Source organism: Enterobacter cloacae complex sp. EB5 (assembly GCF_031432835.1).
GTDB lineage: Bacteria > Pseudomonadota > Gammaproteobacteria > Enterobacterales > Enterobacteriaceae > Enterobacter > Enterobacter hormaechei_C.
In genome coordinates this window covers 4273890-4295088 of the sequence record NZ_CP133860.1, presented here as the reverse complement: position 1 = coordinate 4295088, position 21199 = coordinate 4273890, and the positions used below count along the sequence as shown (strand labels likewise).

Genomic DNA, 21199 nt, shown 5'->3' with positions numbered 1-21199 from the left:
TTCAGCCTCCGTGCGCCTCATTAAACACGATCCCTACACCCTCTTCCTCATCCCAGCCAAGCGTAAGATCCTGCGGCTTCTGCCCCGCCGCCATATGGCTCAGCAGTTGCTGACTCAGTACCGGCAGAATCTGCTGGTTCAGCAGGCTGTCAACATTGCGAGCCCCGGTGTCCGGCAGCAGGCAGGCATCGGTCAGCGCGTCGTACAGGCTTTCGTGGATATCGGTCTTCATACCGTAGTGACGGTTGAGGCGTTTACTGACCTGCGCCAGCTTCATTTCCACGATGGTGCGCATCGCTGCCTGCGCCAGCGGACGGTAAATCACCGTCTGGAAGCGCGCCAGCAGCGCGGGCTGGAAGTGGTCCCGCAGGACAGGACGCAGCAGTTCATGCAGGTCCGGCTCTGTCGCCTCCGGCTGTTCCTCCAGCATCTGCATGATGAGGTCGCTGCCGAGATTGGAGGTCATCAGAATCACCGTGTTGCGGAAGTCAATTTCCCGCCCCTCGCCGTCGCGCATGACGCCCCGGTCAAAGACCTGGTAGAACAGGTTCATCACGTCCCGGTGCGCCTTTTCCACTTCATCCAGCAGCACCACGCTGTACGGGCGTTTACGGACGGCTTCGGTCAGAATGCCGCCCTGACCGTAACCCACGTAGCCCGGAGGTGAGCCCTTGAGCTGCGAGACGGTGTGTGGCTCCTGGTATTCCGAGAGGTTGATGGTGATAAGGGACTTCTCGCCGCCGAACAGTTCATCGGCCAGCGCCAGGGCGGTTTCCGTCTTGCCGGTGCCGCTCGGCCCCACAAGCAGGAACACGCCCTGCGGGCCGTTCTCCGGCGCCAGACCGGTTTTGCTGGCGCGCAGGCGCTGCGCAATGGCATTCAGTGCACTGTCCTGACCGACAACGCGTTTCGCCAGACTGTGCTCAAGGCTCAGCAGTTCCGTCTGCTCGTCCTTCATCAGGGAAGAGAGCGGTACGCCCGTCCAGTCGGCGATAACGGTGGCGACGGTACGCGCGTCCACATCCAGCTCCAGCAGCGGGGTATGCTTTTGTATATCGCTCAGTTGCTGTTGCAGGTCCGCAATCTCCCCCTGACGGGAGATATCAGCCCGGCAGGCCAGCAGTTCTTCCGTGAGTTTCAGCTCCTGGCCGTACTGGTTTTCCCGTTCGTCGAGTTGCAGGATGATGCGGATTTCGTCCTGTTCAATGGCCACCAGACGTTCGCCGTGGGCGGTATTACCCACCGCGATATCCTCCAGCAGCGCCTGTTTCTCCATAGCCAGGGCCGTGAGCTGCGCCTTCATGCGGGTCAGCGGCTCCGGAATAGTGTCCAGGCTCATACGGACACGGGCAGAGGCGGTATCCAGCAAATCCACCGCCTTGTCAGGAAGCTGGCGTCCGGTCAGATAGCGTCTGGACAACGTGACGGCAGCTTTAACCGCCTCATCCGTAATGTGTACGCCATGGTGCTCCGCGTAGCGTGACTTGAGTCCGCGCAGCATCAGGCAGGCGGTGTCGTCGTCCGGCTCATCAACTTTAACCATCTGGAAACGACGCTCCAGCGCGGCGTCGCGCTCAAAGTACTGTTTGTACTCACTCCAGGTGGTGGCGGCGATGGTTCTGAGCTCACCGCGGGCGAGCGCCGGTTTCAGCAGGTTGGCCGCATCGGCGCCGCCCGCCTGGTTGCCCGCGCCGATAATGGTGTGCGCCTCGTCTATAAAGAGCAGAACCGGCTGGGGTGACTGCTGCACCGCGTCGATGATGTTTTTCAGGCGCTGCTCGAATTCCCCCTTCACACCCGCCCCGGCCTGTAACAGGCCGAGGTCAAGGGTGCGTACCGAGACCGGCTTCAGCGCGTCCGGCACATTGCCCTCATGAATGCGCAGCGCCAGTCCCTCCACGAGCGCGGTCTTGCCGACTCCCGGTTCGCCGACCAGAATCGGGTTGTTCTTGCGGCGCCGGGAAAGAATGTCCACCATCTGGCGGATTTCATTGTCGCGGCCATAGACCGGGTCGATTCTGCCCTCACGGGCGCGGGCGGTGACGTCGAGGGTGAACCTGTCCAGCGCATTCTGCAACGCCGGGTTCAGCTCTCCTTTTATATCCGCGTTCACCGGACGGCCGACAAACTCCACCTCATCCCCCTGCGTAAGCTCCGCTTCCTGCTGCACCTCCGGGCGTTCATCCGACTGCGCATCCAGAAGTCCACGCAGGCGCTCAAGCTGGCTCTGCGCCAGCGTCAGCAGCGGCCACAGGCCGTCACAGCGCAGCAGTTTCGGTTTTTCCACCAGAGCCATCAGAAGGTGAATGCTGCGGATATGCTCTTCCCCCGCCAGCGAGGCGTGCAGCCAGGCGTCCTGCATAAGGGACTGCACGCCCTCCGAAAGCTGCGGACGGCTGCGCACCGACCGTGGCAGGCTGTCCAGAAAACCCAGCATATCCTGCCATATCGTATCCATATCCCATTCGTAGCGCCGCGCCAGCACCGTCAGGTCGCCCTCACCCTGCTCCAGCAGTTTCAGCAGCCAGTGCTCAGGCAGGATTTCCGCATGAGCGCGGGTCTGGCACAGGGAAGCGGCCCCTTCCATCGCGCGGGCACAGTAAGGGTTAAGACGGCGTAACAGAATGGCTGGATTTTCCATGAGACTCTCTCTTTATCAGTTCCGGACACGCTACCGCCCGTCGCTGTTCCCTGTTATTCAGGAACCCAAAGCGCATCAGGTCGGGCAGGCAGATTGTGTTTTTCTTTGCTGACCACCCGTCAGTGCAGGCGCTCAGCAAAAAAAGCAGACGGCTGACCGTCTGCTCAGGGCTCTTACGCAGTGGCGCGTTCGTTCCAGGAATCGGAATGAATGATGTTGCCGTCCTTGTAGGTCCAGGTGATTTTTTCGTAGCGCAGTTCAATCTGCTCGAGGTGGTTGTGCTTCTCGAAAGCAGGATCCTTGATGTCATGCATCTTCGGATTCACTTTCACCAGCTTCACGTTCTCAAGCTTCGTGTTGAAGTACTCCACTTCCTGGCCTGCGTCATTGATTCTGTACCATTTGAACTCAGCCGATTTCAGGGTCTGGCCGGTCGTCACCGCCTTGTACAGGTACGGGCTGGAGGAGTCGATTTCCTTGGTGAACAGGAACGGGGTGTGGATACGGGTGCCGGTCAGCTTGCCGGTATTGTTATCGGTCGGGATGTACAGGTTGTGCTCCTGGGCCACCACTTCGATACTGCCTTCACGGTCTTTCACGTCCACGGACCCTTTGATGTCCGCGCCGCCGTCGTCCTTCAGCCACAGATAGACTGGAATTGCCATGTTAATTACTCCGTTACATTGTTATCAGCGCCATCATCCTGCGATGACGCATGGGTCTTGCCCGGCGCCTGACAGGCATTCGCCTGCGGTACCAGACTGATTTCGACACGGCGGTTGAGCGCACGCCCTTCCGGGGTGTCGTTGGTGGCGACAGGACGGCTTTCGCCATAGCCCTGCACCGCAAAACAGCTTTCCGGCACGTCGCCGGTATCCCGCATCCAGTCGCGCACCGACTCCGCGCGCTTAAGCGACAGCACCTGGTTGGACTGGTCATCCCCGGTGCTGTCGGTATGGCCCGCCACCACAATCAGCCAGCCGGGCTTCGCTTTAATGCCGACCAGTGAATTCACCAGCATTCGGGTGGAGCCCGCTTTGAGCTCAAATTTGCCGGAATCGAACAGCGACATGCTGTCGAGGCGGACAGTCTGCGGCCCCTGTACAATTTTCTTAATCACCGGACGAGGTGGCGGCGGTGGCGTCCAGCTATTAATGGCGGCTTCTACCGGCGGGATCAGACGCATGCCCTGATACAGGCCGAGCCCATAACGCAGTGGCTCGCCACGCCGCAGCCAGTCGTCCAGCAGGCGGCTGTCTGCCCGCAAACGCTGCTGCGCCTGCTGCTTCGGCTCAGGTGGCGTGCCGCTGAGACGGTGGTATACGGCAAGGTGGTCGCCCACGCTGCGCACCAGCCGCTGGTTGTTGATAAAGGAAGCCAGCATCGCCAGCGCAAGGAAGACAAAGCTGATCCCCCCGGCCAGCCGCATATTCTGCATCCGGCGGCTGATGCCGTGACGACGTGGCAGGTACGGCAGCAATACCTCCGGCAGCGGCAGTAAATCCGCTGCAAAGACAGGTTTCGGGCAAAGCGTGGTGATACCGGCTATCTGCTGCTGCCAGAGGTTATCCTCTGTTGCGGCGATCGGTGTCAGACAGATACCTGCCGCGCAGAGATTCAGCTGCGGAAGCTCACCCTGTCTGGCGCTGAGTGGCCGGGTGAGGTGGTGCGCCATCAGCGCCAGTATGCTGTCCAGCCACAGCGTGTCATAAAGGCGTGAGGCGCGGCTGCCGCTCTCCCACTGCCAGTCCGTCACCGGCAGGGCGACATGTCCGTTCTGCCGCACCCGCACGCCCGGTAACTCCGGTGTGACGGTAAACCACTGCGCCTCTTCTTTAGAGTGAAGGTCAGGTGGCGACACCCAGGCCACGCTCCATACCGGCGGAACACCGTTCAGCCAGTTCCGGCACTGCGTAATACTGCGTCGCCAGCCACGGAGCGTCTGCGCCAGTGCCTCTTCCGACGTCTGCTGTTCCGGTATCAGCGCCAGCAATACCGAGACCTGCGACACCAGCGCCGGACGGACGGCCGCCAGATGCTGCGCCAGCAGCGGCAGCTGTTCTGCGTTTTGCGCGTGTATGTACCAGCCCTGACGGGTTTCACGATAAACGGTATCGGGAGGGAACAGGCTGGTCGTATCGCCGCAGACCAGCACCACCGCACCCTGAAAATCTTCCGGGGGCAGGACATGCTCCGTTACCGGTATGACGAACTGGCGACGCCGCCACCGATGCCATAGCGCCGCGCCGCAGACCAGCAGAATACAGACGCTGAGCACAGAACGGCTGACGGTGGAAAGCGGCCAGAAACCCACGACCAGCCACAGGGCAAGGACAGCAGCAAACAGTGTGAGTAGCGTTCGGGTGAGTTGACGCATCCGTTATCCCTGCCCCGCAATCTGCGCCACCATCTGCGACAGCACAGAGGAGAAGGTGAACCACAGCGCCGCCAGCACCACCACGCCCGCCGTCCAGCCCAGCCAGTACATCCGGCGTCCGCTGCGCAGGCGGGATGCCCTGACCACCACAGGCGTTTCCTGGGTCAGCGCAAACGGCGGTACGCGCTCACTGAGCGCGCGCACCACATCCTCACGCCGCTCATCATCCTGCGTGCGGTACTGGCCGGTGAAGCCCAGTTGCAGAGTGCGGTACAGGCAGGTCAGCACTGCCACATCCGGCGCAGGTTCGCGCAGGGCCGTACGGATACGCTCCCATAGCTCTTCCCCTGCATTCAGGGTACGGAAAAACCGCGCCTGAAGTGGGTCCTTGCGCCACTGGCGGTAACCGTCATCCTGTTTATCCCGGTTCAGCACGCTCTCATCCATCAGGGCGCAGTACGCATACAGCATATGGTCGCAGGATGTGGTGCTGAACCCGGCTTCGGTCAGTGATTCACGCGCGGTGTTCACCCACCGGCAGGCCCGTCGGTACAGCGCTTCGCCGTCCTTTACCTCCTGGCCGCTGCGCAACTGGCTGACCATCAGCCAGCCCGGATAAAACGTTTTGTTTATCAGGTCAATGTCGGCATCGTTCATGAGCGCAGCACCGCAAACAGTTCAAGTTTCACCTCACCGAGGGAGCCCGGCGTATAGAAGGTACAGTTCCCGGCTTCCAGCATGGCTCGAGCAGCATCGGTGGACAGATCCAGCGCGAAATACTGATTTTCCAGGCGCAGCGGGATGGCCGCCGGAACGTGACTCAGCGGTTTAATCACCATCCCGCTCAGGGCGATATTCACCACCTCAGAGACATCATCGTGGCTGCCCGCCTTGCACAGTTGCGGGAAGCGCGTCTGGAGTTCGTGGTTTGGCATGGCGGAGCGCACGGAGAGATAGAAATCGGCCCCTTCACGCAACCGCGCGTCGTGCAGCTTCCCGCGCCAGATTTCCCGGTCTTCGCCCTGTTTCAGTTCAATAGCAATCACGCGCGACGGCAGGCTGGCTTCAAGAAGACTATCAAGCAGGGTAAACAGCGGCGGGAACACCGTTTCCGGCGCGTCATGCCGATAGGGGGGAATGGCGTCCACATCATGTTCAAGCGAAAAGGTCAGCAGGCTGCCGGCAAGGCGGGCCAGCTCGCGGTACAGCAGTTCCGGATGGCGAGACGGCGCCTGGTGCAGCTCCGTCAGTACCGGCTCAACGCTGTTGAGGGCGTTCAGCAACCAGAACAGCGATACATCGGCCACCGCGAAATCCGCCATCCGTTCGTTGCTTTCACGGCGCATTGCCATCAGGCGCTTACGCCGGGCCGCAAGGCGGTGCAGCAAATCACTCAGTTCGCTGAGCAGTAACGGGCTGGCAGACAAAGAGAGCAGCGGCGGAATAAAGCTCCGCTCCAGTACCCACTGCCCTTGCGCGTTTCGCAACAGTCTTGCCACCGGGCAGGTAAGCCAGGCGCTGTTTTCCTGAGTCGAAAGCCGCAGCGTCAGGGCATGACGAAGTACCGTCAGTTCACTGCGCTCATGCCCGGCCAGTTCCTGCACCGTCACCCGTTCAGATTGCCAGCGGCGTGGACGGGCACTGTCCTGCCCGTCATCCAGATTACCGCCATTGGCGCTGAGGAGTGGCAGACACAGCAGCACTTCAACTGCATCACTCCCCACCGCTGATAAATCACATACCGGCGGCAGGTTATCCGCCAGATCTGTGTCCACCAGCGTACCATCCGCAAAGCGCACGCAAAGCCGGGTGGCATTCAGCCGTGAAAGGGCCAGCGCGCCTTCGTCGAACTCCGCGCACAGCACACCCCACGGGTGCGCCAGCGCCATCCGGGCCACGGTATCGGCCATATGTGCATCCCAGCGGGCCTGCTGCTGGAACTGCTGCGGGGCCAGGAAGGCCCCGTCTTCCCATAACGGACGATAAATTTTCATCCCTGCTACCGCCTTACGCTTTCGCTTTAGGCATCTGGCTCACCAGAGACAGGTTCACATCCATGCCTTCCACCTGGAAGTGCGGCACCGCAAACAGCTTCACGCGGAAGAAACCCGGGTTGTCTTCGATATCTTCCACCACCACCTTCGCGTCACGCAGCGGATGAGAAGCCTGCAACTCATCGCCCGGATCGGTCATTTCCGTCACCAGACTACGCACCCAGGTATTCAGCTCCAGCTCCAGCAGACGGCGGTCCTTGGTGGTGCCGATGTTTTCGCGCTGGATGAGCTTCAGGTAGTGCGCAATACGCGACAGCAGGAAGATGTACGGCAGACGGGCGTTGATGCGGCTGTTGGCCGTGGCATCTGCGGTGTCGTACAGCGCCGGTTTCTGCGCGGAGTTCGCCGAGAAGAAGCAGGCATAGTCGCGGTTTTTGTAATACGAGAGCGGAATAAAGCCGAGGTTGGCAAACTCAAACTCCCGGGTCTCCGGGATCATCACCTCAGACGGGATTTTCACCTGGTTGCCGGTGCCCAGAACGTACAGATGAATAGGCAGGTCTTTCACCGCCCCGCCCGCCTGCGGGCCACGGATCTGCACGCACCAGCCGTTATTGATGAAGCTCTTCACCATGTTTGACGCGAAGGAGAACGACGCGCTGGTCCACAGGTATTTCTCGTGATCCGGGCCTTTCACCTGCTCAACGTAGTTAAAGCTGCGTACAGGTACGGTGTCCGGGCCATACGGCAGACGCCCCAGCACGCGCGGCATCACGAGGCCGATGTAGCGGGCGTCGTCGGTGTCGCGGAAGGATTTCCACTTGATGTATTCCGCGCGGTCGAAGTAGTTGCCGATATCCTTAATTGCAGCCACCTCTTCCATGGAGTCTTTCAGGAAGAATTTCGGACCGACAGAGCCAATAAACGGCATATGTGCGGCAGCTGACACTTTAGAGATGTTGCGCAGCAGCGCCACATCCTGCGGGCTGGCGTCAAATTCATAGGATGAAATCACGGAACCAATCGGCTCGCCGCCCGGGGTGTCGTATTCGGCGGTATAGGTGTGCCAGTAGAGGCCGCTCTGGATAAGTTCCGGCGCGTCTTCAAAGTCCTGACGCAGATCTTCTTTCGACACATCCAGAATTTCGGTTTTCACATTCTGGCGGTAATCGGTGCTGTCCACCAGCTGCTTCAGGCCGCGCCACAGGGATTCCACCTTCTGGAACTCCTGGTGATGCATTACGGCATCCAGCTGACGGCTGATCTGGAAATCCAGCTCAGCGATATGGTGGTCAATCAGCGTTTTATCGAGCTTCTCCACCGGCTGACCGGATTTGCGGATGCAGTCCATAAACACCTGCATCGCCGCCGTCAGGCGTTCACCCGCCGGAGCGTCAGAAAGCGCGGCGTCATCCAGAAACGCATTGATATCCCCCAGGCTGGAGGCCGGGGTCAGGTTGATTTTTTCAAACAGGGAGGCGTAAACGCCCTCTTTTTCCAGTACGGTGGTCTGCCCCTGCGCGGAGGCGGTTTCAGTATTCACAGACATCAGCATATTCCCGGTTAATCCATTAAATTACACATGCCGCTTATTTCGGGGCCAGTGCACTCATTTCGTCGCGTAATTCCTGAGACAGCGCCGGGTCTTTAAGAATTTTCTCGAGTTCTTTTCTGAAAGTGGCGTTATCAAGGAGATTGGATTTGAGGTCGCGTAATAAATTACGCATGGCCAGCATGGCGCGGAGCTGGGGGATCTGGCGGGCAACCTGTTCAGGTTCGAAATCCTTAATATCGGAGAAATTCAGTTTTATGCTTTCTTCCGAACCATCCCCGGCCATTGTGTTAGGAACCGTCAGATTCACTTCCGGGTTAAATTCCGAAAGTACGCTGTTGAAGTTATTTTTATTGACGTTAATTTTCTCCCTTTCCGATAATGGGCGATTCTCTTTTCCATTACTGAAATCACCGACGGTGAGGAGTTTAAGCGGCAGTTCGATTTTCTTCTGCGCGCCACCTGTATGCAGAGCCAGCTTTAAGTTTATGCGTGCCTTGGGCACCTCATTCTGGAATGAATCGGCCATAGCAGTCCCTTTATTTAAAAGAAATAAATGTTAAGTGAGTGACGTTTCTTTACAAAACCATATTAGAGCAAAAGCCCATTTAAAATCAACTTATCAGATCAAAGATCTACCATTGGACTTTTCTTAAGAATATTCCACTAAATTATTGTACTCATAAATGCCATAGATACATGACATACAGTAAAAATTAACCATTTATTCACATTAATCTGGCAGGAATGACTGCTTTGTTTGGAAATATTGAACTTATTGTTCCATGAGGTTGAATAATTGATTTACATCAATGCATTTATTAACACGCCCCGTAACAGCGCAGAGAAATAAGGTTTTAATTCAATAAATGGCCTGAATATGAAAAAATCCTGTATCGGACAAATTTAATCTTAAAAACAGTAATGACTATACTGCTACAGGAATGGCGAATAAATGACTACGCGTTTTTCGATAAACGGGAGAAAGAATCTCTCTGAAGATATTCATCATGACAATGAGTGATGGGCTGATATGAAGGGGATATACGGTATTAACCAGGCTGTAAAATCATGCCCCCTGAAAGCGGGCGCTTATGCGGTTAATGGATGTTTACCATAATCACGTAGCGCCCTGACCTCTTTTTAATGCTTTTCAATATACATTGTACGGCTGTACGCAACATCCTCTGGGTTATTTATCGGATAACCTTTAACCCATGGCTTGATGAGACGTCCATTGGTGTACTGATAAATAGGGGCAATCGGTGCTTTCTCGGTGAGGATCTTCTCGGCCATGTTGTAGTCGGCATTACGCGCTTTTTCAGTCGTTTCGAGCGTCGCCTGATGAATAATCTTATCGTAAGCAGGATCGTTGAATCGTGAGATATTCCCGCTATGGGATGAGGTCAGCAGCGACAGGAATGTCGACGGCTCGTTGTAGTCCCCTACCCACGATGCACGGATGACGTCAAAATTCCCGGTATTGCGGCTGTCGATGTAGGTTTTCCACTCCTGATTCTGCAACTTAACGTCAACACCCAGATTTTTCTTCCACATGGATGCAACGGCAATCGCGATTTTCTGGTGGTTTTCAGACGTGTTATACAGCAGCGTTAATTTTAGCGGACGCTGAGGGCCATAGCCTGCCGCCTGCAACAACGTTTTCGCCTGCGCATTCAGCTCTTGCTGCGACATCTGCTCAAATGGCGAGGTTTCCGGCGTAAAGCCCGCAGTGACATCGGGAGTAAAATGCCAGGCCGGTTTCTCACCGGTCCCCAGGACTTTTTCCGCCATAATACGTCTGTCTATAGTCATGCTGAGCGCGAGACGTACGCGGGCATCCGCGGTTGGGCCTTTTTGCGTGTTAAACGCGTAGTAATAGGTCCCAAGCTGTGGCGGTGTATATACTTGTCCCGGAATATCTTTAAGCAGCTTCTGGTACATGTTTTTCGGAAACGATTCTGTAATATCGATATCGCCCGCCAGATAGCGTTTGGTCGCCGAGGACTCCTGGTTGATCGGCACAAAGGTGACTTTTTTAAGCACCGTCCTGGCGTTATCCCAGTAATGTGAATTCGGCTCAACCACCAGTTTTTCATTCACCACGCGATCTTTCAGCACATACGCACCGTTGCCAATGAGCGCGCCAGGCCGCGTCCATTCCTTACCGCTTTCCACATTGGCCTTTTGAACAGGATAAAACGCGAAGTTAGCCGTCAGATTGCTGAACCAGGGCAGCGGTTTGTCCAGCTGCACGCGCAGCGTTTTAGCATCCACCGCCGTCACGCCGAGCGTATCCGGAGCAGCTTTGCCGTCGATAATGGCCTGGGCATTGTTAATGCCCGCCAGCGCCGCGAACCAGGCGAAAGGTGACGTTGTTTTAGGATCAACCAGACGACGCCAGCTATAGACAAAATCGTGTGCCGTCACCGGGGTACCGTCAGACCACTTAGCGTTATCCCGCAACGTGAACGTCCAGACGCGGTTGTCATTGCTCTGCCAGCGCGTCGCCACGCCGGGAACTAACTCCCCTTTTTCGTTCTGATTCACCAGCCCTTCATAGAGGTCGCGGATCACCTGTATCTCGGGCAACCCCACCGCTTTTGCCGGATCGAGCGAAGCGGGCTCATCTTTGATATGTCGAACCAGCTCCTGCTTTTGCGCCAGAACCGTTCCTTCGGGAACCTCCGCGGCATATGAAAGTGAAGAAAGCCCGCACAGCCACAGCGCAGTACAAAGAAGCGAAACAGGATGCTTCATACGATCCCCTTAATGATGTCAGGTAACAGGCAGATGCGTAATTATTTGTTTCGAAACGGAGAAATGCAAATGCTTCCTCCGGAAAGTTGATGTCAGGCAATTTTCCATACACACGGAAACTATTTGATTAAGCGCGGCTTTTGCACAACACTGCCAGAAGTGACTTTATCATCAGGGTTTACTATGGCAACTACCCGACCAAGAACGGAACGCGGCGCCTTCCCGCCCGGAACTGAACATTATGGACGCTCATTTTTAGGTGCGCCGCTAATCTGGTTTCCGGCCCCCAAGGCCGATCGCAATAGCGGCTTAATCATTGCAGGCACGCATGGTGATGAAAACTCGTCTGTCGTGACGCTCTCGTGCGCGCTACGTACGCTGGCCCCCGATTTACGACGTCATCATGTGATTTTGTCCGTCAACCCGGACGGTTGTCAGCTTGGATTACGGGCGAATGCACGCGGCGTTGACCTGAACAGGAACTTCCCGGCGGCAAACTGGCGCGCCGGTGAAACGGTGTATCGCTGGAACAGTTCGGCGCAGGAGCGAGATGTGGTCCTGCTCACGGGAGACAAACCCGGTTCCGAACCGGAGACTCAGGCGCTGTGCCAGCTTATTCATAAGATCCACCCGGCCTGGGTTGTCTCTTTCCACGATCCCCTCGCCTGTATTGAAGATCCTCGTCATACGGCGCTCGGGCAGTGGCTGGCGGATGCGTTTGCTCTACCTCTGGTGAGCAGCGTTGGCTATGAAACACCCGGGTCGTTTGGCAGCTGGTGCGCGGACCTCAGCCTTCACTGTATAACCGCAGAGTTTCCGCCCATCTCCTCGGATGAAGCGAGCGAGAAATACCTGCGGGCGATGACAGATCTCCTGCGCTGGCAGCCTCAAAGATGAAGTACGCCGGAGGTAAAATTCAGCGCGGGTGAGACGTCAACCGCCAGCCAGGTTGGGCCGTCCAGATCGGCAAAGCGCACGCTGTTCACCAGCGGGAGTGCAGCGCCGATCGCTCTGGACGTACACAACATACAGCCCAGCATCAGAGCAAAGCCTTGCGCCTGCGCAGCTTGTGCCAGAGCAAGGGCCTCGGTCAACCCACCTGTTTTATCCAGCTTAATGTTCACCATTTCGTAACGTCCCTTGAGGGCTGACAGGCTCTCACGGGTATGACAGCTTTCGTCTGCACAGACGGGAAGCGGATGAATAAAATTCGCCAGCGCGGCATCGTCTTCTGCCGGGAGGGGTTGCTCCAGCATGGCAACGCCCAGATCGGCAAGCAGCTGACAACGGGCTGCCAGCCCTTCGCTGTGCCATGATTCGTTCGCATCGACGATAAGAGTGGCATCAGGCACCGCCGCACGAATGGCGACCATGCGTTCGCTAATCAGGCGATCGTCGAGCTTCACCTTTAATAAGGTTGCACCGGTGGCATACAACGCCTGAGCGCTGGCGGCCATTTGCTCTGGTTCACCGATGACCACCGTTTGCGCGGTGACGATCGATTGCGGCAGCGTAACGTCCAGCAGCGCAGGCAGCGGTTTTTGTTGTTTCGCCGCTTCCAGACTCCAGAGTGCGCAGTCAATCGCGTTGCGTGCCGCGCCGGCCGGCAACCGAAGCTGAAGAGACTCGCGCGTCAGGCCCGCCTGCAACTCGGGCACCACCGTCATAATTTGCGCCATGACTGACGCCAGGCTTTCTCCGTAGCGAGGATAAGGGGTACATTCTCCGACGCCTTTTACGCCGTCCTCTTCACATTCAACCACGACCACGCAGGCCTCATTACGGCTGCCGCGCGAGATCACAAACGGGGTGTGCAATGGCCAGGCTTCTTCATAGACCTTAACGCTTCTCATCACTGACTCCTTGCAGGCCGGAAAGGCAGAAAATTGGTTTGCCGTGCTAACTGCGGATGACATACACTAGCCACGACGTTAACTATTTGTAAACAGGAAGATATCTATGTCACAACTCGTTCATTTCCAGGGCAACCCGGTTGCTGTTGCAGGTTCCATCCCACAGTCTGGCAGCAAAGCACAGCCTTTTACTCTGGTGGCTAAAGATCTGTCTGACGTCACGCTGAGCCAGTTTGCTGGCAAGCGTAAAGTCCTGAACATTTTCCCAAGCATCGATACTGGCGTTTGCGCTGCATCAGTGCGTAAATTCAACCAGCTGGCGACCGAAATGGATAACACCGTGGTGCTGTGCATTTCTGCTGACCTGCCGTTTGCCCAGTCCCGCTTCTGCGGCGCTGAAGGCCTGAGCAACGTTATCACCCTTTCCACTCTGCGCAGCCCGGATTTCCTGGAAAAATACGGTGTTGCCATTTCCGAAGGCGCGCTGAAAGGTCTGGCTGCTCGTGCGGTGCTGGTGATCGATGAAAACGACAACGTTGTTTTCAGTGAGCTGGTCAACGAAATCACTACCGAACCGGATTACACCGCTGCACTTGAGGCGCTTAAAGCCTAAACGTAAAAAAGCCTCTGCAAAGAGGCTTTTTTATTTATTCGTCACCCTTCTTCTGATTTAACCCATACTCGCGCAGCTTATTCGCAATTGCGGTATGAGACACTCCAAGACGTTTAGCCAGCTTGCGCGTGCTCGGATAGCTGCGATAAAGCTGCGTTAACACTGAACGCTCGAAACGGCTGGTGATGTCATCCAGCGAGCCTTCCATTGCCTCTTCGCCTACCGAGACCGTCCCGGCATCGTAATCCGGCAACAGAATATCCTGAGGACGCAGTTCATACCCTTCAAGCTGAGTTAATGCGCGATAGACCGCATTTTTAAGCTGACGAATATTGCCCGGCCAGCCGTAACGCGTCAGTACGGTGCCCAGGTCGGCAGAGAGCTTCGGACGCGGCACGCCCTGCTCATCGGCAAAACGGGCCACGAACAGTTCTGTCAACGGCATGATGTCCTGCGGGCAATCGCGCAGCGGCGGAATATTGAGCGTCAGAACGTTGAGACGATAGTAGAGATCTTCGCGGAATACTCCTTTCTGCACCAGCTCCACCAGGTTTTTCTGGGTGGCGCAGATGACGCGCACGTCCACGTGAACTTCATGATCTTCCCCCACGCGGCGGAACGTGCCGTCATTGAGAAAACGCAGCAGTTTCGCCTGCATGCGTGGCGACATTTCGCCAATCTCGTCCAGCAACACCGAGCCGCCATTCGCCTGTTCAAAGAAGCCTTTTTTGCCTTCCGGCGCATGCCCGAACAGCTCACTTTCAACGGCATCTTCAGGAATAGAGGCGCAGTTCAGCGCCAGATACGGTTTTGCCGCACGCGGGCTGGCCATGTGCACAGCATGCGCCAGCAGATCTTTCCCCGTACCGGTATCCCCGGTAATCAGCAGCGGCGCCGTAAGATTTGCCAGCTTGCGCGCCTGGTCGATCACATGACGCATTTTCGGGCTCACCGCAATAATCTGGCTGAATGCGCCGACGTCCTGGCTGGAAATATTCTGTAACTGGCGTCCCATGCGCACCGTGGAGCGCAGCATGATCACCGCGCCGGTGAGCACCCGCGCGGCATTTTCCCCTTTCAGGTAGACCGGCGTGATCTCCATCAGGAAATTCTGTCCGTTGATGACGACGTGCTCGCTATGGGTATTTTGCGGGTTGCTGTCCAGCCAGCGCTGGAAATTAAACCCGGTGATCAGTTGCGTGGCGTGGTGCCCGATAAGTTTTTCCTGCGTCTGCGCAAACAGCTGGCAGCTGGCCTGGTTAACGCGCTCGACTTTATTTTTCAGATCGAGAGAGAGAAACGGCTCCGGCATTGCTTCCAGCAGCGCGCTCAGTGCAAGGTGTTCCCGCTCGGACGGCATCCAGGGGATGGTGCGTACGTCCGTAACGCCAGCAATACGGCGGATTTCCGCCATCAGGCTACTGAAGGTATTAAATTCAATTTCGGCAAAATTGAGGTAAATTCGCCCGACAGGGTCGATCTCTATGCCACGTAAATCAATGCTACGTAAAACAAGAAGATCGAGTAACTCGCGGGTCAGACCGAGACGGTCCTCACAAAAGACTTCCAGACGCATGGGAAATTCACCGTTTAAGCCAATAACAGTAAAATGATATGTCAGATCACGGTGTTCGGGAAGGTGGCTGTCAACAAATATTGACAGCCCGCACGATTAGTAAACAAAACCTCACTGAGCAGGTTTTTTATTGAGCGTCTCTTTAAGCTGGCCAATTAATTCGCGACGGAAATCTCCCAGCCGCGGCTTATCGCCATCGATCCAGGGGAGTGGACGACACACCTCCATCGCTTTGATGCCCAGGCGTGCCGTCAGCAGACCGGCACCAATCCCCTGCGCCGCCCGGGCAGAGAGACGCGCCGCAAGATCCTGCGACATCCAGTCCATCCCGACCTCCCGCACCAGTTCGCTTGCCCCGGCGAAGGCGATATTCAGCAATACCAGTTTGAACAGGCGCAGTCGGCTGTAATAGCCAAGCTCAATGCCATAAAGTCTGGCGATGCGGTTGATCAGGCGCAGGTTGCGCCAGGCAATAAAGGCCATGTCCACCATTGCCAGCGGACTGACGGCGATCATCAGGGTGGATTCCGCCGCCGAGCGGCTGATCTCACGACGAGCCTGCGCATCCAGTACCGGCTGAACAATGTGCGCATAGAGCGTGACCACTTCCTGGTCATTCTGGGTTTCGTGGATCGCCGCATACCAGCGCTGAAGCGCCGGGTGAGAGTGATCTATCCCGGCCTGAGCCGCAAGCTTTTCACAAAAAGCACGCCCTTTTCCTGTGCCGTGACTGTGCAGCAGATCCCGCGCTTCATCGCGTTCGTGCGCACGCTGACGCAAACGCCAGAGGCGACGCCACTCGGTGACGACTGAGCCAACGCCCGCACCAACAATCAACGCCCCGGCGGCGCATCCCCCCAGCGCCACCCAGTCCTGCGTTTGCCAGGCATTGACGCCCCACTGCACGCCCTGGCCGATTACGCTTACACCAAAAAGGGCTAACCCGGCGGTCACCATCTTGCGCCACAGGCTGCGTTTCGGGCGCAGTGCCGCATCAACCGCCGCTTCCGCCTGCCCCTCTTCAGCCATCGGCTCGTCTGCCAGCACGGGAGCAAAGTTGTCGGCCTGCGGGCCGCTGAAGGTTTGCGCCGTTTTAAACGCCTCATGCGGGGACTGCTCAAGCTGGCCGGTAAAATCAATGCGTGGTTTTAACGGTTCCGTCATCGCAATTTATCTCCAATTAAAAACTCCAGCGCGGCATCCAGACGGATATGCGGCAATGGCTGGTCAACGTTCATGCTCTGCGGACGGAAGGCTTCGAACTGAAAACCCTGGCTTTGCCAGAAAGCCTGGCCCGGCAGACGCGCCGGAACTTCCCCCGGATAGACCGTGAGCGGTTCGCCGTCGCTGAGACGGTTGCCCCGCAGGGCCGGAATTTTCTCGCCATTCAGGTCAATCAACCCACTCTGCGTTGCCTGTACGGACGCCAGCCCCAGACAGTCCATGCTGATCCCTTCGAAGGCCGCATTCTGCCAGGCATCCTGCACCAGCTGTTGCAGCAGGGATACCATGTTGGCGTGCTGATCGACCGTCACATGGTCAGCTTTTGTGGCGGCAAACAGCAGCTTGTCGATGACCGGCGAGAACAAACGGCGAAACAGCGTACGCTGGCCATAATGAAAGCTTTGCATCAGCTGCGTCAGCGCCAGCCGCATATCATTGAACGCCTGCGGCCCGCTGTTGAGCGGTTGCAGGCAGTCCACCAGCACGATCTGGCGGTCAAAGCGTAAAAAGTGATTTTTATAAAAGCCCTTAACCACCTTCTCACAGTAATAATTGTATCGCTCGCGGAGCATACCGGCGTTGGTGGTCTTGTCCGCCTGCGCCAGTTTCGATTCACCGATGCTGTCGACGTCCGGCCACGGGAAAAACTGTAGCGCGGGAGCACCGGCTAAATCTCCCGGCAGAACAAAACGGCCCGGCTGAATAAAATGCAACCCCTCCTGCTTGCACTGATGCAGGTAATCCGTCCAGGCTTCAGCTATGACGGCCAGACGGTTTTCATCCGCCGGTGCCAGCGGATCCAGCCCTTCGCAAAGCTGGCGCCATTTGGTCGACCACTCTGCCCGCTGCCCCTGCAACAGACCGGTCATCTGTCGGGACCAGCTCAGGTAATCCTGCGCCAGCATCGGTAAATCGAGCAGCCATTCTCCCGGATAATCCACAATTTCGAGATAGAGCGTGGACGTTTCTTTGAAGTGACGCATCAGGGATTCATTCGAGCGGAAACGAAGCGCAAGCCGGATTTCGCTCACGCCACGCGTCGGGGTGGGCCAGGCGGGAGGCTCCCCGTATAACTGCGCCAGACCTTCATCATAGGTGAAACGGGGGATGCCAAAATCACGTTGCGGTACGCGTTTTACCCCCAGCAACCGCTCCTCGCGAACCGCGCTAAGCAGTGGCAGGCGCGCCCCTGCATGCAGGTTCAACAGCTGATTGACCATCGCCGTAATGAATGCTGTCTTACCGCTGCGGCTCAGCCCCGTCACGGCAAGACGCAGATGGCGATCAACGCCACGGTTCACCAGAGAATTGAATTCGTTTTTAAGTCGCTTCATCGCCGTCCTTCATTGCCTGGAACCCTGAAAAAAGTCACTTCAGAATACAGTAAATTGGGGCAGAGCGTTGATTATCAATTCTTAATTATTGCTATTGCCGTTTTCTCTCCAGTAAGATGGGCGCAATTGCTGTCCGTCTGGAGTGAGTAAGGTGTATGTCACCCACCATCTATGATATTGCCCGCGTTGCTGGCGTTTCGAAATCAACCGTGTCGCGCGTTCTGAATAAACAAACGAATATTTCTCCTGAAGCGCGCGAAAAGGTGTTGAAGGCGATAGAAGAATTAAATTATCAACCGAATAAACTTGCCCGCGCACTCACCTCTTCTGGCTTCGACGCCATTATGGTTATTTCGACCCGTTCAACCAAAACCACCGCAGGAAATCCGTTTTTCTCTGATGTATTGCATGCCATAACGGCAAAAGCAGAAGAAGAAGGTTTTGATGTTATTTTACAAACGTCCAAAAGCAGCGAAGATGATCTGCAAAAATGCGTGGGTAAAATTAAGCAGAAGATGATCAAAGGGATCATCATGCTAAGCTCGCCAGCGAACGAGTCTTTTTTCGCGACGCTGGACGAATACGGTGTGCCCGTGGTCGTTATCGGTAAAGTAGAAGGTAATTACCAGAATATCTATTCTGTCGACACGGATAATTTCCGCGACAGCGCCATATTAACCGACTCATTTATCAAACATGGTCGCACTAAAATTGCCTGCCTGCATGCCCCGCTCGATTATCACGTTTCTATCGATCGCCTGGCGGGCTATAAATCGAGCCTTGAGAAGCAGGGTATAGCGATTAACCCGGACTGGGTTATTGATGGCGGGTATACCCATGAAAGCGCGCTTCAGGCGGCCTGTCAGCTACTCTCTTCAGACAACCCGCCCGATGCGGTTTTTGCGACGGACAGCATGAAACTGCTGAGTCTTTATCGTGCCGCGGATGAGTTAAATCTGACGATCCCGGAACAGGTCGCAATGGCAGGATACAGCGACCCGATGCTATCTCTCATTTTAACCCCTGCACCAGGCGGTTTTGATATCCCCACGAGAAAGCTGGGCGAAGAGAGCTGCGATTTGTTGTTCAGGTGCATTGCGGGTAAACCTGCCCCGCATAAGGTATTGGTTGAAACGCATTTTTCAGATGCGGCTTCATTACGCTAAAAACCAGGGGCAAACGCCCCTGGTAACGTCCTGTCAGAACGCGTAATTCACGCCGATCCCCGCATAGTGGAAGCGATCGTTTTCGCCTTCGTCATGGTTTTCCCATTCGTAGGCATATTCCAGCGTCATGGAAAGGCCATTCGCAAAGTCGTAAGCGTAGAGCAGCCCCAGACGATTGAAATCATGCCCTTCACGTGTCGGATCGTCCTGCCAGTCCCAGTTTGTCCAGCGGTCAAGCCCAAGACGGGTATACGGCGTCAGGGTTGTCTGTCCTAATGAAACAGGCAGATACGCACGGATTTCCTGAGTGGAGAATTCACCGTTATTACGTGAACTGTCCATATTGAAACCCCGCTCTAAATAGTAATTAACTTTTGCAGAGACGGTTTCGTTAATTGTCCAGGTAAAACCGGTTTCCGTTTCAACACGGCTGTCAGAATAACCGGTTTTTGCCAGGTCATTCGCAAACTGGTACATAGCAAACCATCCGCCAAAACGCCAGTCATCGGTTAATTTTACATCCCAGTCAGGTTGAATTTTATAGCGCTGCATATTCGCGCTGCCCGCTTTCGCGCCATCCTCGTCTTTGAAATGATAGCTGTAATTACGGAAACCTCCCGTCAGTCCCAGCGTGAAATCATCGGTACCAATAATACGATAGCGTAATTCTACTTCTGGACGATCAAAATAGGTGCCGCGCGTCATGCTACTGTAATCGACCGGCCCTTCCTGATACATAGCCATCGAAATGGTCCAGGCATCCCATGTGGCATTAAACCACACGGAGGGTTCATATAATCCATCTTTATCGTCGGCCTGACCTTCGACGTTTTCAATTTCATACATGGCGCCAATATTAAATTCCCACTGCTTGGCTGATTCTGTTGCTTGCGCGCAGCTCATCCCTGCGCACAGGACGAGCGCAGCACTTCTTAGTAGAGTACTCATTAAAATATTCCTTTATAATTAACACACAAAAAACCGGAAACTTTCATTTCCGGCGAACACCTTTCTTATCTAATAGCTGTTTCAGTATCAGCATCGAAGAAATGGCACTTATTCATATCGAACTGGATGCCGATATTATCTCCGGCGACGTAATCATCCGCCGCTCCCGCACGGACGACCAGTTCATGCCCACCCACGGTGGCATAAAGCATAAATTCAGCCCCGGTCAGCTCAGCAACGCTGATCTTCGCCGTGATGTTTTCACCGCTTCGCTGTGCGGTGAGAATGTCTTCCGGACGGATCCCAAAGACAACCGCTTTACGCTGGTAACCTTGCGCATTCAGTACGGCCAGCTTGTCCTCCGGGATCTCCAGGCGCAGCGTTTCCGTCACAAAGTAGCGGTCGTCGATCGCGCCACGAATGAAGTTCATCGCAGGCGAACCAATAAACCCTGCAACGAACATATTCGCCGGCTCGTTGTAGACCTGCTTCGGCGCACCCACCTGCTGAATGATGCCGTCCTTTAAAATCACGATGCGGGTCGCCATCGTCATGGCTTCCGTCTGATCGTGCGTCACGTAAATCATGGTGGTGTTAAGCTTCTGGTGCAGCTTGCTGATTTCAGCGCGCATCTGCACACGAAGCTTGGCATCGAGGTTGGATAAAGGCTCATCCATCAGGAAGACCCCCGCTTCGCGCACTATCGCCCTGCCTAACGCCACGCGCTGGCGCTGACCGCCGGACAACGCGCCAGGTTTACGCTGGAGATAGTCGCGCAAGCCCAGGATCTGTGCCGCCCAGCTAACGCGTTCTTCAATAACGGAGGGCGCAATTTTTTGCATTTTCAGGCCAAACGCCATGTTGTCGTAGACCGTCATATGCGGATAGAGCGCATAGTTCTGGAAGACCATCGCGATATCACGGGACTTGGCGGGAACATCATTCATGCAAACCCCGTCAATAATCAGTTCACCCGCGCTGATCTCCTCGAGGCCGGCAATCATTCGCAGCGTCGTGGATTTCCCACAGCCCGATGGACCGACGAAGACAATAAATTCTTTGTCTTCGATTTCGAGGTTGAAATCCTTAACCACGTGGACCTGGTTATCATAGATTTTCTGAATGTGTTTCAGAGACAGTTGAGCCATTATTAATTCCTTA

17 protein-coding genes are annotated in these 21199 nt (G+C 55.9%); 3 read left to right on the top strand and 14 right to left on the bottom strand.

What is annotated here, in order from left to right:
• Position 1: 1 nt before the first annotated feature.
• The 8 genes from tssH to RHN82_RS20620 form a co-directional block, all read right to left on the bottom strand.
• Positions 2 to 2641: a type VI secretion system ATPase TssH gene (tssH, locus tag RHN82_RS20655; RefSeq protein WP_047051016.1), complete on the bottom strand. Its 2640-nt coding sequence runs from the start codon at positions 2639 to 2641 to the stop codon at positions 2 to 4.
• A 173-nt stretch (positions 2642 to 2814) separates the two neighbouring features.
• On the bottom strand, positions 2815 to 3306 hold the full coding sequence (gene hcp, locus RHN82_RS20650) for a type VI secretion system effector Hcp (protein ID WP_022651331.1): 492 nt from the start codon (positions 3304 to 3306) through the stop codon (positions 2815 to 2817).
• 5 nt (positions 3307 to 3311) lie between these two features.
• A complete protein-coding gene (locus tag RHN82_RS20645) occupies positions 3312 to 5018 on the bottom strand; it encodes an OmpA family protein (protein WP_047051015.1) in 1707 nt (568 codons plus the stop codon).
• A 3-nt stretch (positions 5019 to 5021) separates the two neighbouring features.
• Positions 5022 to 5675, bottom strand: coding sequence for a type VI secretion system protein TssL, short form (tssL, locus tag RHN82_RS20640; protein WP_047051013.1), 654 nt, complete (start codon positions 5673 to 5675; stop codon positions 5022 to 5024).
• The gene (gene tssK / locus RHN82_RS20635; protein WP_047051012.1) at positions 5672 to 7012 is read right to left on the bottom strand and encodes a type VI secretion system baseplate subunit TssK; all 1341 of its coding nucleotides are present in this window, start codon (positions 7010 to 7012) and stop codon (positions 5672 to 5674) included. Before tssK ends, tssL begins: the two co-directional genes overlap by 4 nt.
• Positions 7013 to 7025: 13 nt before the next feature.
• Complete coding sequence (tssC, locus tag RHN82_RS20630) at positions 7026 to 8561, bottom strand: type VI secretion system contractile sheath large subunit (protein ID WP_047051097.1); 1536 nt, start codon at positions 8559 to 8561, stop codon at positions 7026 to 7028.
• 40 nt (positions 8562 to 8601) lie between these two features.
• Entirely contained in the window at positions 8602 to 9093 is a 492-nt protein-coding gene (gene tssB, locus RHN82_RS20625) for a type VI secretion system contractile sheath small subunit (RefSeq protein ID WP_003856899.1), read from the bottom strand.
• A gap of 614 nt (positions 9094 to 9707) precedes the next feature.
• Positions 9708 to 11324, bottom strand: a complete 1617-nt coding sequence (locus RHN82_RS20620; RefSeq protein WP_047051011.1) for an ABC transporter substrate-binding protein — start codon at positions 11322 to 11324, stop codon at positions 9708 to 9710.
• A 183-nt stretch (positions 11325 to 11507) separates the two neighbouring features.
• Here RHN82_RS20620 and mpaA point away from each other — a divergent pair, with 183 nt between their 5' ends.
• Positions 11508 to 12221: a murein tripeptide amidase MpaA gene (gene mpaA / locus RHN82_RS20615; RefSeq protein ID WP_022651338.1), complete on the top strand. Its 714-nt coding sequence runs from the start codon at positions 11508 to 11510 to the stop codon at positions 12219 to 12221.
• Here mpaA and ycjG read toward each other — a convergent pair.
• Positions 12212 to 13177: an L-Ala-D/L-Glu epimerase gene (ycjG, locus tag RHN82_RS20610; protein WP_047051010.1), complete on the bottom strand. Its 966-nt coding sequence runs from the start codon at positions 13175 to 13177 to the stop codon at positions 12212 to 12214. The two genes, mpaA and ycjG, sit on opposite strands and share 10 nt — an antisense overlap.
• 106 nt (positions 13178 to 13283) lie before the next feature.
• Here ycjG and tpx point away from each other — a divergent pair, with 106 nt between their 5' ends.
• Positions 13284 to 13790 (top strand): thiol peroxidase, encoded by a 507-nt coding sequence (gene tpx, locus RHN82_RS20605; protein WP_003856889.1) that lies wholly within the window; start codon positions 13284 to 13286, stop codon positions 13788 to 13790.
• A gap of 34 nt (positions 13791 to 13824) precedes the next feature.
• Here tpx and tyrR read toward each other — a convergent pair whose 3' ends face one another.
• From tyrR to RHN82_RS20590, 3 genes are all read right to left on the bottom strand, one after another.
• Positions 13825 to 15366 (bottom strand): transcriptional regulator TyrR, encoded by a 1542-nt coding sequence (gene tyrR, locus RHN82_RS20600; RefSeq protein WP_047051009.1) that lies wholly within the window; start codon positions 15364 to 15366, stop codon positions 13825 to 13827.
• Positions 15367 to 15477: 111 nt separating this feature from the next.
• Positions 15478 to 16530 carry a YcjF family protein gene (locus RHN82_RS20595; protein ID WP_047051008.1) on the bottom strand — a complete coding sequence of 351 codons (1053 nt, stop codon included), beginning with the start codon at positions 16528 to 16530 and terminating at the stop codon, positions 15478 to 15480.
• Entirely contained in the window at positions 16527 to 17924 is a 1398-nt protein-coding gene (locus RHN82_RS20590; RefSeq protein WP_017382231.1) for a YcjX family protein, read from the bottom strand. Before RHN82_RS20590 ends, RHN82_RS20595 begins: the two co-directional genes overlap by 4 nt.
• A 155-nt stretch (positions 17925 to 18079) precedes the next feature.
• Between RHN82_RS20590 and RHN82_RS20585 the strand changes: the two genes are divergently transcribed.
• On the top strand, positions 18080 to 19090 hold the full coding sequence (locus RHN82_RS20585; RefSeq protein WP_047051006.1) for a LacI family DNA-binding transcriptional regulator: 1011 nt from the start codon (positions 18080 to 18082) through the stop codon (positions 19088 to 19090).
• A gap of 33 nt (positions 19091 to 19123) precedes the next feature.
• Here RHN82_RS20585 and RHN82_RS20580 read toward each other — a convergent pair whose 3' ends face one another.
• Together RHN82_RS20580 and RHN82_RS20575 are read right to left on the bottom strand one after the other, a co-directional pair.
• Positions 19124 to 20038, bottom strand: coding sequence for an OmpG family monomeric porin (locus RHN82_RS20580; protein WP_047051005.1), 915 nt, complete (start codon positions 20036 to 20038; stop codon positions 19124 to 19126).
• Positions 20039 to 20103: 65 nt separating this feature from the next.
• Positions 20104 to 21186: an ABC transporter ATP-binding protein gene (locus tag RHN82_RS20575; protein WP_045142577.1), complete on the bottom strand. Its 1083-nt coding sequence runs from the start codon at positions 21184 to 21186 to the stop codon at positions 20104 to 20106.
• Positions 21187 to 21199: the final 13 nt, after the last annotated feature.